14 protein-coding genes are annotated in these 16,399 nt (G+C 58.3%); 2 read left to right on the forward strand and 12 right to left on the reverse strand.

Features of this window, described 5'->3' with window-relative positions; genetic code table 11:
- Window positions 1-26 precede the first annotated feature (26 nt).
- Entirely contained in the window at window positions 27-1,019 is a 993-nt protein-coding gene (locus DWZ54_RS06995; RefSeq protein WP_118475071.1) for an asparaginase, read from the reverse strand.
- Window positions 1,020-1,135: 116 nt separating this feature from the next.
- The gene (locus tag DWZ54_RS07000) at window positions 1,136-2,095 is read right to left on the reverse strand and encodes a bile acid:sodium symporter family protein (protein WP_118015147.1); all 960 of its coding nucleotides are present in this window, start codon (window positions 2,093-2,095) and stop codon (window positions 1,136-1,138) included.
- Between the two features lie 179 nt (window positions 2,096-2,274).
- Between DWZ54_RS07000 and DWZ54_RS07005 the strand changes: the two genes are divergently transcribed.
- Window positions 2,275-3,144 carry an AraC family transcriptional regulator gene (locus tag DWZ54_RS07005; protein ID WP_118475073.1) on the forward strand — a complete coding sequence of 290 codons (870 nt, stop codon included), beginning with the start codon at window positions 2,275-2,277 and terminating at the stop codon, window positions 3,142-3,144.
- A 36-nt stretch (window positions 3,145-3,180) separates the two neighbouring features.
- Here DWZ54_RS07005 and DWZ54_RS07010 read toward each other — a convergent pair whose 3' ends face one another.
- The 10 genes from DWZ54_RS07010 to brnQ all read right to left on the reverse strand — a co-directional run bounded on the left by DWZ54_RS07010 (window position 3,181) and on the right by brnQ (window position 15,599).
- Window positions 3,181-3,825: a YitT family protein gene (locus DWZ54_RS07010; protein WP_118475075.1), complete on the reverse strand. Its 645-nt coding sequence runs from the start codon at window positions 3,823-3,825 to the stop codon at window positions 3,181-3,183.
- Window positions 3,826-3,865: 40 nt separating this feature from the next.
- The gene (locus DWZ54_RS07015) at window positions 3,866-6,106 is read right to left on the reverse strand and encodes an alpha-galactosidase (RefSeq protein WP_118475077.1); all 2,241 of its coding nucleotides are present in this window, start codon (window positions 6,104-6,106) and stop codon (window positions 3,866-3,868) included.
- A gap of 122 nt (window positions 6,107-6,228) precedes the next feature.
- A complete protein-coding gene (locus DWZ54_RS07020) occupies window positions 6,229-7,089 on the reverse strand; it encodes an HAD hydrolase family protein (protein ID WP_118475079.1) in 861 nt (286 codons plus the stop codon).
- A 35-nt stretch (window positions 7,090-7,124) separates the two neighbouring features.
- The gene (locus DWZ54_RS07025; protein WP_118475081.1) at window positions 7,125-7,901 is read right to left on the reverse strand and encodes a response regulator; all 777 of its coding nucleotides are present in this window, start codon (window positions 7,899-7,901) and stop codon (window positions 7,125-7,127) included.
- Window positions 7,895-9,475 carry a sensor histidine kinase gene (locus DWZ54_RS07030; protein ID WP_158573634.1) on the reverse strand — a complete coding sequence of 527 codons (1,581 nt, stop codon included), beginning with the start codon at window positions 9,473-9,475 and terminating at the stop codon, window positions 7,895-7,897. The genes DWZ54_RS07025 and DWZ54_RS07030 overlap by 7 nt, the downstream gene beginning before the upstream one ends.
- A gap of 137 nt (window positions 9,476-9,612) precedes the next feature.
- Window positions 9,613-10,659: an ABC transporter substrate-binding protein gene (locus DWZ54_RS07035; protein ID WP_118475085.1), complete on the reverse strand. Its 1,047-nt coding sequence runs from the start codon at window positions 10,657-10,659 to the stop codon at window positions 9,613-9,615.
- 61 nt (window positions 10,660-10,720) lie between these two features.
- Window positions 10,721-12,370, reverse strand: coding sequence for an iron ABC transporter permease (locus DWZ54_RS07040; protein ID WP_118475087.1), 1,650 nt, complete (start codon window positions 12,368-12,370; stop codon window positions 10,721-10,723).
- On the reverse strand, window positions 12,363-13,490 hold the full coding sequence (locus DWZ54_RS07045; RefSeq protein ID WP_118475089.1) for an ABC transporter ATP-binding protein: 1,128 nt from the start codon (window positions 13,488-13,490) through the stop codon (window positions 12,363-12,365). The genes DWZ54_RS07040 and DWZ54_RS07045 overlap by 8 nt, the downstream gene beginning before the upstream one ends.
- Before the next feature lie 170 nt (window positions 13,491-13,660).
- Window positions 13,661-14,005: a nitrous oxide-stimulated promoter family protein gene (locus DWZ54_RS07050; RefSeq protein ID WP_118475091.1), complete on the reverse strand. Its 345-nt coding sequence runs from the start codon at window positions 14,003-14,005 to the stop codon at window positions 13,661-13,663.
- Window positions 14,006-14,252: 247 nt separating this feature from the next.
- On the reverse strand, window positions 14,253-15,599 hold the full coding sequence (brnQ, locus tag DWZ54_RS07055) for a branched-chain amino acid transport system II carrier protein (RefSeq protein WP_118475093.1): 1,347 nt from the start codon (window positions 15,597-15,599) through the stop codon (window positions 14,253-14,255).
- A gap of 286 nt (window positions 15,600-15,885) precedes the next feature.
- On the opposite strand from brnQ, the gene DWZ54_RS07060 reads away from it, so the two are divergent.
- Window positions 15,886-16,326 (forward strand): hypothetical protein, encoded by a 441-nt coding sequence (locus DWZ54_RS07060; protein WP_118475095.1) that lies wholly within the window; start codon window positions 15,886-15,888, stop codon window positions 16,324-16,326.
- The last annotated feature ends 73 nt before the right edge of the window (window positions 16,327-16,399 follow it).

Here is a 16,399-nt window from a genome sequence, read left to right on the forward strand (position 1 = left end):
TTAAAAAGAATTCGTGTACTACGTGCTCAGTAGCGTGCAAACATCGCGCGAATCTCCTCGTGCTTGTGCGTCTCCAGAAGTGCCAGCTGCAGAAGCACGCGGGCCTTCTGCGGGTTCAGCGTATCGCTTGGGATGAAGGCGAAGTCCTCGTATACTTCCTCCGCGTATACGACGCGTCCCGCTGCGCCGCGCGTGCTGCGCACGACGAGGACGCCCTGACCGACGGCCTTGGTGAGTTCCTGCACAACCGGCCAGGGAATGCTGCCGTTGCCCATGCCCGCATAGACGATGCCTTTGGCGCCGGCCTCGCAGGCGGCCCTGACGAGAAATCCGTCGTCGTCGGCATGCCCGTACAGGATGGCCACCTTCGGCAGTTTCGTCTGCCTCGTAACCGCAAATTCGCTGTCCACCGTATGCGCACGCAGCGGGATGTGATAAAAGACGGGCTGACCGTCCTGCACGGTGCCGAGGGCGCCCGTTTCCGGCGACTGGAAGGTATCGAGCGCCGTCGTGTGCATCTTCGTCACCTCGCGCGCACCGTCTATGCGCCCGTTCAGGACCACCAGCACGCCGCAGCCGCAGGCCTCGGGATCAGCTGCCACCAGCACGGCCTGCAGGAGGTTCATCGGACCGTCGGCGCTCAGCGCCGTGGCAGGGCGCATGGCTCCCGTCAGCACGACCGGCTTGTCGCTGTGAACCGTCAGATGCAGGAAATACGCCGTCTCCTCGAGCGTGTCCGTGCCGTGCGTGATGACGACGCCGTCCACATCATCCCGCTGCAGCAGTTCCTGCGTGCGCACGGCCAGACGCAGCCAAATTTCCGAAGTCATGTCCTTGCTGTCAATCGCGGCGATGGTTTCGCCCGAAACCTCCGCCACGTCACGAAGCTCCGGTACGGCCGCCAGCAGTTCCTCCACGCCGATGGCACCGGCCTGATACCCCGTCGTGGCCGTCTCCGAAGCAGCCTGTCCGGCAATCGTACCACCTGTGGCAAGAATATGGATGTGTTTTTTCTTCATACTTCATCCCTCCTGCGGATCGAGATTGTCTACTCTTCATGGACACATTGTATCACAATCTCCCGATAAACACAAAAAAGAGGCCCCGCAGGACCTCTTCTTCAGCAGGGGATGCGTTACACTTCCTCTGCAACTTCTTTTTTGTCTTCCTTGCTCATGCGGCTGGCAAGATAATTGGCTGCAAGCGAGCCGGAGATGTTGTGCCATACGCTGAAGATGGCACCCGGGATGGCGGCGGCTGCACCGAAATGCATCATGGCCAGCGACGTGGCCAGGCCGGAATTTTGCATGCCGACCTCAATGGAGATGGCTTTCGACTTGGCGAGATTCATGTGCAGGGCCTTCGCTACGCCAAAGCCCAGGGCATAGCCGAGCAGATTGTGGAGCATGACGACGAGCATGATGAGCGCGCCCGTTTCCATGATGCGCTGCGAGCTGACCGAGACGACACCACCGACAATCAGGACGATGGCGACAACCGAGATGAGCGGCAGGAGCTTGACGAACTTCTGCACGAAATTGCCGAACAGCGTGTTGACGAGAATACCGCCGACAATCGGCACGATGACGACCTGTACGATCGACAGCATCATGGCCGAGAGGGAGATATCCACCCAGGCACCGGCGAGCCACCATGTCAGGAGCGGCGTAACGACTGGTGCGAGGATGGTCGTCGTCATCGTCATCGAGACGGACAGGGCAACATCGCCGCGTGCCAGATACGTCATGACGTTCGAGGACGTGCCGCCCGGGCAGGTGCCGACGAGGATGACGCCGGCTGCGAGTTCCGGCGGCAGGTTGAAGCCCTTGGCGAGCAGCCAGGCAAGGCCCGGCATGATCGTGAACTGTGCCAGGGCGCCGACGAGGACATCCTTCGGGCGCTGGAACACCAGGCGGAAATCACGCAGCCGCAGTGTCGTGCCCATGCCGAACATGACGATGCCAAGGAGGATCGTAATCTTCGGTGCGGCCCACTTAAACGTCCAGGGCTGGAACAGGGAAATCGCGGCGACCAGAATGACAAAGACCGCCATGTACTTGGATATGAATGCGCTGAGTTTCTCTAAAAACCTCATAATGACAAACCCCTTTCCCATGAGATTGTATACAATATTACAACCAGACGAAGGTATTGTCAATGGATTTGCGAAACTTATTTTGCATTTGTCCTCTTAAAAAGGATAGTGGCCACCATTTGAGCCGATCAAAAAGAAGATGATATAATAGAGAAAACGCAGCAACGGGAGGAATTGACATGGAAGATATGCAGGCATTCAACATGCCCCAGGAAGAGGACAGTGATCTCTTCCTGACGACCTTCGGACACTCTGTTACAGGCCCCGGCCACAAGTACGGGCCGGCCGTGCGCTCCTATCACCTGATTCACTTCATCCTCGCGGGCAGGGGAACATTCCAGGCCAACCAGCATACATACCATTTGCACGCGGGACAGGGATTCCTGATTGAACCGGATTACCAGACGACCTATCAGAGTGATGAGCAGGAACCCTGGACGTACATATGGGTCGCCTTCAGCGGCAGCCGGGCTCCTCAGATCATCGCCTCTCTGGGACTCAGCCAGGCCGGACCGATTTACGCCTGCACCGAGGAGCAGGGCGCAAAACTCGCCGCCTATGTGCAGGACATGCTCGCGCACAACAGCTTCACGCTGTCCGGCCGCTACTACCGCCTCGGCCTGCTGATGCAGTTTCTCTCCGTGCTCGCCGAGGCACAGCGCGACCTGCTGCCGCCCGCCGACAACAACACCTACATCTCCCACATGACGAACTTCATCCGTGCCCATCTCGAGGAGCCGTTCACCGTGCAAGACCTCGCAGACTACATGAACCTCAACCGCAGCTATGTGACGACGCTCTTCAAGCGCTACCTGCACTGCTCACCCCACGAGTACATCCAGAACTGCCGCCTCACCAAGGCGGAGCATCTGCTGCAGACCACGACCTTCTCCGTCGAATCGATTGCCTGCTCGTGTGGCTATGCCAAGAGCGATTCCTTCCAACGCGCTTTCCTGCGCAAGGCTGGCATGACGCCTACCGCCTACCGCCGGCAGCAGCAGAGTCCCTACCTGCAGGCTACGGATATCAAGTCAATAAAAAAATCCTGACACATCGTCAGGACTTTTTTATGCTATGAGAGCGATTCAGGCTTCGCGCGGCATGGCCTGTCTGCGGAGCGGGCCGCCATTGAGCAGCGGCAGCGCCAGATGATCGGTGAACCACTGCACGACAGGCCCCATGAAGAAGGCCGTGATGACCGTGCCAAGGCCGACATCCGCCGCGAGGAAGAAGCCGACGGCCACGCAGAAAACGTCGGTCGTGACGCGGCAGACGCGGAACGAGGCAACATGATAGCACTCCGACGCCATCAGGGCGATGGCATCATAGGCGGAAACTCCGAGGTTCGCCACGTAATAGAGTGAAGCGCCGAGACTCATGATCAGAATGTTGATGGCCATGAGCAGGCAGCGCGTGCCGAAAGTCGGATCCAGCAGCAAAAAGTCCAGCAAGTCGTGCATTGCATCGGCCACCACCCCCGTCAGGAACAGATTGATGAGTGTTGCAAAGCCGATGTAGCGGCGCTGAAGCACGGCGACGCCCACGAGCATGAGGCCCGTCAGGATCACGTACCAGATGCTGTACGTCGAACTGAAGACATTGGCGATGCCCGTGACAAAGCACGTGAACGGGTCTGTGCCAAGTGCGATCTTCTGGAAGATGCCGACACTCGCGCCACAGATTATGACACCACTGACAGACATGAGCTTTTGTCTCATCTCTCGTTTCATTGCGTTTCTCCTCTTTCTTCAATCACAATAATCTCATTCTTCATTCGGCTTCGAGGACGAACAGGCGCGACCAGAAGTCGGTGCAGTGCCTGCCCTCTTTGCGGCTCTGCTCGCCAGCCGAAAAGTCTGTCGTATCGAGGCCGGCGCGCATGAGCTCGGCGCCCGTAAATACACCCATTTCCTCATGGTCATCGATGCGGACCTTGTAGGAAGCCGTCTCATCGAGGCCGGCAAGCTTCATCCACGTGTACGGTGTGCAGGGATGCGCGAGCATCTTGTAGTAGCCGACGATGGCCTGACGTCGGTCGTCCGAAACGACCATCCAGGCCGCGGCATTGCCCGTGAACGGGTCCTTGAGACGATAGAACGTCCCCTGCTGGATCAGCCTGCGGTATTTCTTCATGAAGCGGATCTGCCCGCGGACCTCATCGAGCTCCTTGTCCGAGAGCCTGCCGAGGTCGAGTTCGTAGCCGAACGTGCCGAAGTAAGCGACATCGCCGCGCAGCTTGAGGCTCGTCTCGCGGAAGATCTGATGGTTCGGTGCGATTGAAACATGTGAGCCCATGAACGACACGGGGTAAGCGTAGCTCGTACCGTACTGGATGCGCAGGCGCTCGCCGCCGTCGGAATCATCGCTCGTCCAGCACTGCGGCGCGTAGTAAAACATGCCCGGGTCGAAGCGGCCGCCGCCCGAAGCGCAAGACTCGAACAGAATGTTCGGGAACTCATGCGTCAGTCGCTCGTAGAGGTTGTAGACGCCGAGGATGTAGCGGTGGAAGATCTCGCCCTGATGCTCCGGGCCCCAGCCGGCCGAGCCGCACTCCGTGATGCTGCGGTTCATGTCCCACTTGATGTAGTCGACTTTCGCCGTGCTCAGGACCTTATAAATGGAATCGTGGATGTAGTCGACGACTTCCGGGCGCGAGAAGTCGAGCACGTACTGCTTGCGGCCATGCGAAGCATGGCGCCCCTCCGTGTGCAGGATCCAGTCGGGATGCGCGCGGTAGAGCTCGCTGTCCTTGTTGACCATCTCGAGCTCGACCCATAGGCCGAACTTCATGCCGAGTGCATTGATGCGTTCCGCAAGGCCCGTGATGCCGTTCGGCAGGCGGCCGGTGTTCGGCCACCAGTCGCCGAGGCCGCTCGTCTCACCGCAGCGCGTGGAGAACCAGCCGTCGTCGAGGACGAAGAGCTCGACGCCGACATTGTGCGCCGTCCTGGCGATGCGCACGAGCTTCTCCTCATCGAAGTCGAAGTACGTGGCCTCCCAGTTGTTGATGAGGATGGGGCGCACCTTGTCGCGCCAGACACCACGCGCCAGGCGCGTGCGATAGAGCTTGTGGAAATTCTGGCTCATGCCGTTGAGGCCGTGGTCCGACCAGACCATGACGGCCTCCGGCGTCTGGAATGAATCCGACGGCGCGAGCTGCCAACGGAACTCCTGCGGATGGATGCCCATCGTCACGCGCGTGACATCGAAGGTGTCGACCTCCGCCTGCGCAAGGAAGTTGCCGCTGTAGACGAGCGAAAAGCCGATGGCCTCCCCCTGCTGCTCGTCTGCCTGCGGGCGCTTGAGGATAAAGAACGGGTTGTGGACGTGACCCGACTGCCCGCGCAGGCTGCCGATGGACTGGATGCCCGGGCGCAGATGCGTGATGCTCTTCTGGCGCTCGCGGCCCCACCAGCCGGAGAACTGCACGAAGTCGTAGTCCGCATCGGGGAGGTCGATGGCAAGGCTCATCACGCGCGTGAGCGCCACAGTCTCGCTGCCTTTGTTGACAAAATAGGCATTGCGGGCAATCGCATCGAAGTCGCGGAAAATCGTGTACGAGAGCACGAGCTCGACGCCCGTCTTTTCGTCGCGCAGCGTTACGAGGAGCGTGTCCGCCTCGTCGTCTGCCTCAACATACGTGGCCGGCAGGCCCGGCAGCTTCGGCTTGCCCGCGACGATTTCATGCGAGATATAACAGAAGTCCGTGATGTGGCTGCCGTCCGGCTGCGCGAGCTCCACCGCACCCTCGCGGAAGTCCGTCGTACCGTACGAGGGATACTCCTGCCGCAGGTGCTCGCGCGAGAAGCCGTACTCGTTGTCAAAGACGTAGGCCGTCGTCGGGCGGTAGTAATCCGTGTGGACGAAGTGCCCGTAGTCGCGGTCTTCCGGCAGGCGCGCGCCGAAGTATAGCTGGCCGAGATGGCCGTCACGCAGGACCTTCATGATGTAGCTGATCCTGTCGTTGTAAAGATGGAATTGCTGAGTCGCCGCCGCAAAAGAGATGCCCATAGAAAAACCTCCTAAAATCAGATTGTCGTGTTTCCGTTCGTTTAATCTGATTATAGGAGGTTTTATCCTTTATTTCCATCCGCATCTGTTGGCAGGTAGCGGATTTTTGTTGTCTCTTTTCCTCAAATGGCTTTGATGTCGGCAAAGTGCGCGAGCAGCCAGACGATCAGGTCCTCCTCGGCCCGGCAGCCCGTGAGGTCGGCGATGCTCTTGAGCGTCTCATGGGCGTTGCCGGAAGCGATGCCGATATCGGCCTGTTCCAACAGTGTCTTGTCATTGAGGTAATCGCCGAGCGCGATGATCTTCGTATCGCGATAAGCCGGCAGCTTGCGGATTTCGGCGAGCATGGAGCCCTTCGACACGCCCTGGGCCACGAACTCGTGGTAATTCGCCTCGGAATAGAAGTGATTCGACACGGAGGACGTCCCCATCGCATCGGCCTCCTGCTCAAGCATCTTGAGGCGCGAAGGCTCATCGCAGACAAAGAACTTGAGCCAGGGGGTCCTGGCAAGGTCCGATACATCGGCCAGCGGGCAGTGACGATACATGTAGTATTCATGCGGCAGGCGGGGATCATCGTTCTCCGGCCGGCTGATGATGTTGCAGGTTTCGGCCGTGTAGACCTCGATGCAGGCTTCGGGAAATTTCTCAAGGCAGTGAGCGGCAAAGCGCGGCCAGATGGCATCATCCGTCTGTCCGTCCCTGCCGGCAGGACCGTGCAGCGCGCGCGTGGCCAGGATCTCATGCTGCTGCCAGTCGTACAACATGGAACCGTTAAAGAAGATGCTCGGCGCCGTGATGGAGACATCCTTGAGATAGCCCGCGGCCGCCTCCGGCGTGCGGCCCGTGGCGATGCCGAAATGTCCGCCGCCCGCCACAAACGTGGCAATGGCCGCCTTGTTGGCCGCGGAAATGCGGCCGCCATGCGGGATGATTGTCCCGTCGAGGTCGCTGATGATCAAATAATTCTCATAAGGTTTCATATCGTACTCTCTTTCTGTCGAATAATAAGGCACATTCAGCCCTGTTTCTCATGGTGCACATACTGCGATGGCGTCATCGCCAGATACTTGCGGAAGACCTGTGCGTAATTCTTGTAATCGCTGAAGCCGACTGCCTCGGCCACTTCATAGACGCGCAGCCGCCCCTCGGCCAGCAGCGCGAGACTCTGCTGCAGGCGGAAACGGGTCAGGAGAGAATTAAAGGTATGACCCGTCGTCTCCTTGAGCTTGCGCGAAAGATAGCTGGCCGATACGCCCTGCTGGGCGGACATCTCCTCCACGCTCAGCCGCTCCTGATAGTGCGCGGACAGGAACTCGAGCACATCGCGCACGTAGGGATTCAGATGCGTGTCGGCGAGCAGCGGCTGCCAGTCCACCAGAGATACCTGTTCTTCCTTCTCGGACACAGGTGCAGGAGAAGTCTTGTCCTGCTGACGAATCCTTGTGAGCACGTCCATGAGCTCTTCCTCATCGACCGGTTTCAGCAGATAGTCACAGGCCCCGAGGCGCACGGCCCGCTGAGCATAGGAAAAGTCCGCATAGCTTGTCAGGAAGATGACATGCACGAGTATTCCCGCCTCGCGCAACTTTTCCGCCAGCTGCAGCCCGGAAAGCCGAGGCATGCGAATATCGGTCAGCAGGACATCCGGTTTCCTTGATGCGACAAGCTGCCACGCTTCAAGGCCGTCGGCCGCATCGCCGACAACCTCTGCCCCCATCGCCGCCCAGTCGATGGTCGCGACGAGTCCGCGGCGTATGATCTCCTCATCCTCCGCGATGATGAGCTTTAACACGGTACTCCCTCCTTCTCAAATGGCAGCCGCAGCGTCACAACCGTGCCGCCCGCGGGCGGACATTCAAGCTGCAGGCCATACGGACGGCCGTACATGAGCTGCAGGCGGCGATGGATGTTGCAGATTCCTGTATGCAGGGCCGGGTCAGCGCCTTCTGCCAGCATCCCGCGAATGGCCTGCAGGCGTTTTTTGGGGAGCCCCGGTCCCTGGTCCGCGATCCTCACGCAGAGGACCTTGCCAGCCGGCCGTTCCTCCCAGCTGACATCGAGGCGGATGACGATGCTGCCGTCCTCAGACGCCCCGTAACGGATGGCATTCTCCAGCACGGGCTGGAACAGCAGCCGGGGAATCCGGCAGTCCCCGACTGCCTCGGGAATCGTTTCGTCGTAGACGAGGCGCCTGCCGAAACGGTACTGCTGGATTTCCATGTAGCTGTGCGTGTACGAGAGGTCTTCGCGCAACGTTACCTTGCGTTCCTCGCCCTTGATGCTGTAGCGCAGGATGCGCGACAGATTCATGAGCATGCGCTGCGCCGCCTGCGGGTCGAGCTTGACCATGAATTTGATGTTCTCCAGCGTGTTGAACAGGAAATGCGGATTGAACTGGCTCTCGAGGCGCCGCATCTCAGAAACGGCCGTGGCTCTCGCTTCTTCCTCGGCAATCGCCCGCGCGCGTGCGCGGCTCTCGCGCCGCACGCTGACGAGCAGGATGGGAATCATGAGCAGCAGCACGCCGGCCACGATGCCGATCCCCAGATAATAGCGCTGGAGCAGGCTCGAAACCGGCATGACGGTAAAGAGCGTGAACGCTCCGTCGGCCACGGGCTGCTGCGTCACATAATACTCCTGATGGCGGAACTCCGCCAGCCAGTGATTCGTGCGCCGGATTTCCGGTGCGAGCTTGCGCAGACCGCCTGTCGTATAGCTGCTGCCCGTCCGGACACAGGTATTGCCGAACCGGTCCTGCAGCACGAAATCCAGATACGGGGACGTGATATTGCTGCGCAGATAGCGCCCGGGCAGCACGAAGAGGATATAACCCTGCAGATGTCCCTCCTCATTGCAGATGGCCCGGCCGATGACGAGGTCGTCATCTTCATACAGGGCTTCATGGGCAATGAATTCCGTCTGCGGCTCAGACGGACGTTCCTTCAGGCGGCGCAGGATGCCCCACTGGCTGCCGAGCGTCGCCAGCCCCTCGGGCAGGTAATCCCAGCTGCCGAGGACGAGCTTTTCCTCCCGATCCAGCAGGAAGAACAGGGTGCCGTCGTGCGCGATGTTGACTTCATGGTAAAGGTAACCGTAGAGCTCGGCACGAGCCGCCGCATCATGGCGCAGCTGCCCGATGCCGGCAGTTGTCGCCATCTCTGCCACGGTCTGTGTCCTGCCGTCATAGTCGCGGAGGATGCCTGCTATGACCTCGGCTGCAACAACGCGGCTTTCATCGCTGGCCACGACGACGTATCGTTCCCAGCTGATCCCGACGAGCACGAGCCCGATGACGGCCAGAAAAAGCGTTGGCAAAAGTGCATACTTCGTCAGGGCACGCCGCACTTCATCCTGAAACGTCCGCAAACCGTCCGCCCCCTTTCCCACCATTCTCATTTTAGTATAACGGTACAGCAGGAATCTGTACATACTCGATTGCAGCACAAAAGGAGGAACAGCCTCACAGCGGTTCCTCCTCCCGTAATCATATCGAAGTGTCAATCTTACTGCACGCTCGTAAAGATATCCTTGAATTTATCGAGCCATGCCTTCTTGTTCTGGTTCACGACCTGCTCATCATCGGTGATGATGTGGATCTGGGATTTCTCCTCAAGTCCGGCCGGTGCCGGCACGTCATCGCGGACGCTGCGGCGATGCAGCTTCTGCGTGATCAGGGTCTGGGCTTCCTTGCTCGTGACAAAGTCGATGAACTTCTTGGCATTCTCCATGTGCTTGGCGTTCTTGATGATGTAGATGCCATCGGGCTTCGAGATGACGCCTTCCTTCATGTAAACGAGCTTGACCGGCGCACCGTCTGCGACATATTTCGCGCCGCCTTCTTCGAACGTGCAGCCCACGACGTATTCGCCGTCGGCTACGCCCTTATAGACGGCCGACGAACCGGAGAGCAGTTTGCCGTCGAGGTTCTTGCAGAACTTCGTGACGTAATCCCAGCCGTTGTCGGGATTGCCGTTGCCCATCGCATAGAGCATGTTGATGAGGTGTTCATAAGCCGAAGAGGATTTCGACGGATCGGCCATCGCGATCTTGCCCTTGAGTGCCGGGTTCAGCAGGTCTTCATAGCCTTCCACCTTGATGTCGCCGATGAGATTCGTATTGACCATGATGACGCTCGGGATATCCGTGAAGCGCGTCATCGAGCCTTCGGTATTCTTGAAGGCCGCCTGGATATGGTCTTCGTTGACAGACTTGTACGGTTCAAACAAGTCGGCTTTCGGCTTCATCGTCGAAAGCGAGCCGCCCCAGAAGATATCGCCGAGCGGATTGGCTTTCTCCGACTCCACGCGCTTTAGGAGCTCGCCCGTACCGGCTGCCACGACCTCGACCTTGATGCCGCTTTCCTTCTCGAATTCCTCTACGAGCGGATTGATGAAGGACAGCGGATGCGGGCAATAGATGACGAGCTTGTTGTCGTCACTGCCCGATCCCGATGAATCCTTCGAGGCCGACTGGCTGCCGCCGCAGCCTGCGAAACAGGTCGTCATGACGGCTGCACCGAGCAGGGCCGCGACAATCTTCTTCCACTTCATGACAAATCTCCTCCTTTTGATGATAAAGCGATATGAAAATGAAAATACATACTTCCCAACATCAAAGCGTGACATCGTGACGCCCCGATACCTTGAAGAAAATCACCATGGCCGTGATCGTCGTCAGGGTCAGGATGGTCGACAGCGCCGCCGCCGTGCCGTAGCTGGCGCGGATGACTTCGGTGTAGATGGCGACCGACATCGTCTTTGTCGCGCCCGTGAACAGGATGATGGAGCTCGACAATTCGTTGATGGCCGTGATCCACGAAAGGATGGCACCGCTCATGACGCCCGGCAGCATCATGACGGCCGTGATCTTGAAGAACGTCTTGAGAGGTGATGCCCCGAGGCTGATGGATGCTTCTTCCATGCTCGGGCTCAGCTGGTAGAGGATGGCCGAGCTTGAACGCAGCGTGTACGGCAGGCGCCGGATGATCAGCGAGATGATGATGATCGCGGCCGTGCCCGAGAGCAACAGCGGCTCTTCATTGAAGGCCAAAAGCAGTGTGATACCGAGGACAGAGCCCGGAATGATGTACGGGAACATCGACAGGGTATCGATGAGATCGGTGAGCCAGCTCTTCTTGCGCGTTGTCAGGTAGGCAATGGTCATGCCGAGGAAGATGATGACCACCATGGCCGTCGTGCTGAAGAGGTACGTATTCGAGATGGCCGTGCCGAGATTCTCGAAAATCGTGCGGTAGCTGTCGAGCGAATACCCGTCGACGAAGATCGAACCGCTCGTCTTGAGGAACGACGTGTAGATGACGACGAGCTGCGGGATCAGCGACAGGGCGACGAGCAGGTAGATGAAGAGATGCACGGCGGCTTTCTTCCAGCCGTGAAGCTCGCCGACCTGCATGGGCCGCAGCGAACTCATCGTGAAGGATTTGCGGTTGACGATGTATTTCTGCAGCATGAAGATCGTCGAGGTGATCAGGACCATCAGGGCTGCCATGGCAGCGGCGAAATTGGCCTGGTCCCCGACTTCATTGATGAATTCCGAATAGATCATGACGGGCATGACGTTGTAGCCCTCGCCGATGAGCATCGGCGTGCCGAAGTCTGCCATCGCGTTCATGAAGACCATCAGAGCACCGGCGAGGATGGTCGGCGTAATCAGCGGCACGATGATCGTGATGACCTTGCGGATGCCGCTGCAGCCGAGGCTCTCCGCCGCCTCGATGAGTGCCGAATCGATGTTTTTCATCGCACCGGCCACATAGAGGTAGATGAATGGGTAAAGCTTGAGCGTCAGCACGAGCAGGATGCCCGCAAAACCGTAAATCGAAGGAAAATCAATGCCGTACTCGGCCAGGAAACGCGTGATGTAGCCGTTGCGCCCGCCGATGAGGATCCAGGAATACGCACCGATGAACGGCGGCGAGAGCAGCGAGATGACGATGCAGATTTCGACAACATTCTTGAACTTGATCTTGTAGAGCGTCATGAAGTACGCGACGGTCGTGCCGATGATGACCGCGAGGATCGTCACGCAGGTAGTGACGGAGAAGCTGTTGATCATCGACTGGTAGTAATACTTGCGGTCAAAGAAATGCGCGAAATTCTGCATGCTCCAGGCGCCGGTATCGGGGTCCTGGAAGGCACTGACAAACAGGGAGAACAGCGGGTAGATGAGAAACAGCGTAAAGACGCCGATGGATAAGAGCGTGATGCCCGTCCAGAAGTCCCAGTGTATTTTCCTACTCATCACGCACCACACCTTCCATGAGACTGCGGCTGCCGTCCGGCAGGAACACATTGACCTTGGCAGGATTCGGCTTCAGCGTCACCGTGTCGCCGGCTTCGAGGATGTGTTCCGCATGGCCGAGGTCCTGGCTGTACTCGATGGATGGCTGCCCCGGCACGAGCATCTCCTCGGCAAAGGAAAGGCCGTAATTGATGTACTTGCCGAGGAACACCTTGCTGTGCACCCGGCAGCGCAGTCCCTGTCCTTCCGGCTGGATGGAGAACTCCTCCGGCCGCACCGAGATGATGACATCCATGCCGGCTTTGGCATCAGGGCCGAGCGTCGCAAGCGGCATGACGTAGCCATCCTGGAAGACGGCTGCCAGTCCCCCGCCCTCCGCTTCCGCCAGGCGTCCGCGGAACAGATTGGAATGGCCGATGAACGTCGAGACGAAGACATTGTACGGGCGCGTGTAAACCGTATGCGGACGCGCCGTCTGCTGGATTTCACCCTTCTTCATGACGGCGATGCGGTCAGAAATCGAAAGGGCCTCCTCCTGATCATGCGTGACGTAGACCGTCGTGATGCCCACCTGCTTCTGCACTTCGCGGATGGCCGAGCGCATCTCGACGCGCAGTTTCGCATCGAGATTGGAGAGTGGTTCATCCATGAGCAGCACGCTCGGATGGATGACGATGGCGCGGGCCAGGGCCACGCGCTGCTGCTGGCCGCCCGAGAGCCGCTCCGGCAGGCGGTCCTGGTATTCCGTGATCTGCACGACATCGAGGATCTCGTCGACCTTTTTCTTCATCTCATCCTTCGGCGTCTTGCGCAGCTTCAGGCCGTATTCCACATTCTCGCGCACCGTCATATGCGGGAAAATGGCATAGCTCTGGAAGACCATGCCGATATTCCGCTTGTGCGCCGGTATATCATTGATCACCGTATCGTTGAAACGTATCTTGCCGCCTTCAATCGAATTGAAGCCGGCAATCATGCGCAGCAGTGTCGTCTTGCCGCACCCGGACGGTCCCAAGAGCGTGAAGAACTCGCCGTTCTCAATATGCTCGGTAAGCCCGGGGATAATCGTCAGGCTGCCGTACCGTTTGATGACCTGATCGACATGAATTGCAACACTCATGCTCTCCCCTCCCCAAAGTCCTGATGGAACGCTGTAATTCTGTAAATAAAATTCTGATATATCTGATTTATTTTCATTATAAAAAAATAAGCAGGATGGAACAATCCAAAATCCTGCAATAATATCGCCAAAACTGAACGCTAAACGTTTACTATCGGAAGACGCGAACCTCACCCGTGTTTCCGATGCCATTTACGGCTCAGCAGCATGTGATGAAGGGCCATGACGGGGTGGTAAAAGAGCATACGCCAGCCGCCGTAACGCATGACGCGGAGAATCTGGCGGCGTTTTTCCGGCGCGTAGCAGTGGATGGGGCAGACGCTGCAAAACGTCTTCTCCGCCATGCGCGGGCAGTGACGGATCCGCGCCAGCGCGTACTCCGCGAGTTCCTGGCATTCCGGGCAGAGCATCTTCCCCTGGCGCTCATGATGATGACCGCGGCAATACAGGCGGATGATCTCCTCCACCGTCCGGCATTCCTGCTGCCGCTTTTTTTCCACAGACTGTTCTTCCATCGCTGCGCCTCCTGCCTTGTTTTCCGTTTATACTCCAGTTTACCGAAAAACGGCGCAGAAGGACGTAACGGTTGTTACGCTGGCGCATTTATCCACCGTCCACCGTGCAATCTGTGGATAACATAAGAGTTTATCACAACTTATCCACAGATTGCACAGATGTTATCCCCAGAAACTGTGGACAAAAAAATACTGCCGCATCCAAATCCAAGGATGCGGGCAGTATTCTGTCCCAGGCGCAAATGCCTCAACGTTCTGTGGAAGACGCTCCCCCGGCCGGAGCCGTCTGGAAGAGGGAAATGACAAAGCCGAAGGCCGCGCCGCAGAGCGCGGGAATCACCCAGCCCATCATGAGGCTGTAGAACGGGATGTACTGGCTCAGTATGTTGTTGAGCACCGTGACGTGCACGCCCGCGGCATTGAGGCCGTCAATGAGCGAGAAGGCCAGCGTGAAGTCAAGGGCGCCCTGGTAGATGCTCTTGCGCCAGCCGATGAAGCGGTCAAAGAGCGAGAGCAGGACGAAGACGATGACGAGTGGATAGATCGTCACGAGGAACGGCACGGCCAGCGCGATGATTTGCGTCAGGCCGATATTGGAAGCCGCAAAGCTGAACAGCGTGAATAAGAGCAGCAGGCGCTCATACGAAATGCGGTTCTTGAGGAGCTTGTTGAAGAACCAGGCGCCGCCTGAGAGCATGCCGCAGCTCGTCGTCAGACAGGCCAGGATGATGATGGCGGCGAGCAGGCCATTGCCGGCCGGGCCGAAGAAGATGCCGACGGCACTTGCAAGCAGCTGGCCGCCGTTGGCAGAGTGCCCCAGCACCGAAGCGCTCGTCGCACCGAGATACGCCAGCGAACCGTAGACACAGGCCATGAGCGTGACGGTGATGAGTCCGGCGAACAGGCAGATGCGGCCAATGGCCCGGTTATCCGTGACGCCGCGCATGCGCACGGCATTGACGACGAGCGTGCCGATGGCGATGGAAGCCAGAAGGTCCATCGTCTGATAGCCGTCCTGGAAGCCCTGGGCAAACGGTGATGCCACGTAGTTGCCCGTCGCCGGCAGGATATCCCCGAGCGGCGCCGCAAACGACTTGGCAAAGAGCACGGCCAGCACGATGAGCAGCAGCGGCGTCAGGACCTTGCCGACGCGGTCGATGAGCTTGTTCGGGTTGAGTGACAGATAGTAGCTGGCACCGAAGAAGAGTGCCGTGTAAACAGCCTGCCCGATGGTCAGTCCATCGTCGCCGAGGAACGGGCGGATGCCGATCTCAAACGAGACGGCTCCCGTACGCGGCACGGCAAAGACCGGGCCGATGCAGAGATAGAGCACGACGAGCAGCGCCGTCGCGAACCACAGATACGTCCGGCGGTTGATGAGCTCGATGTACTTGCCGCCCTGCAGGGCAATGGCTGTGATGCCGAGCAGCGGCAGTCCCACGCCCGTGAGCAGGAAGCCGGCCATCGCGGTGAGTGTATGGTCGCCAGCGGCCTGTCCGAGGGCTGGCGGGAAAATCACGTTGCCTGCACCGAAAAAGATGGAGAACATCATGAAGCCGATGGTGAGCAATTCGCCGATCTTGAATTGATTCATAAAATCCCTTCTACCTTTCTAGTCGTCTGGCTGACATCCACTATCTGTCCACTCATGGTAAACATTTTTCTTCATAAAAAAAGTTCATGTCCCAAGAGCCCTGAACATGAAGGATTACAACCATAAAAATATGGCTATATTATAGCACAGCCGTTGCCGAAAAAGCAATAAAAAAACGAATATTGTGTAATACCGTAAACTTCCCGAAATCGCGGGAAATGGAAATATGCTATAATGGGAGGGAAATGCAGGGCTCACGATGAGCCGGGAAAGGAACGATGATACCATGGCAGAAGAAGAAAAACACGCAAAGACCGGCGACGATCCCACCGTCATGCAGCCGCACGGACGGGAGCAGCAGATCAAGATGGAAATCCTCGATATGATACACAGTGGCGAGAGCCCCTTCGACATCATCTACCACGTGGCCAAATGGCTCGAGAAGACGTCAGGAGAGCCCGGCTATGCCCAATACGTCGAGAACCAGATCCGCTCCATCTACGGGCTCGCGCTCGAGCATGTCAAGCCCATGCAGAACGAACTGCACGAGGTCGAAGAACGCCTCAAGCGCATCGAGGCCTCATACAAGAATCCAGCCTTCACCGAAGAAGAGCACATCCGCATCGGCTTTGCCATCGAGCGTCACAAGCAGAACATCGAACGCCTGAAGATCCTGATACAGAAGGCCGAGGCCGATCATACAAAGATGACCATCGAGAAAAATTGAGAAAAAGAAAGGCCCCTGTGCTCTGGCCGATCCTGTCAGCCAGATCCAGGGGCATAAAATGTCTTATTCTTTT

The sequence above is a fragment of the Mitsuokella sp. AF33-22 genome (assembly GCF_003475755.1).
Taxonomy (GTDB): Bacteria; Bacillota; Negativicutes; order Selenomonadales; family Selenomonadaceae; genus Mitsuokella.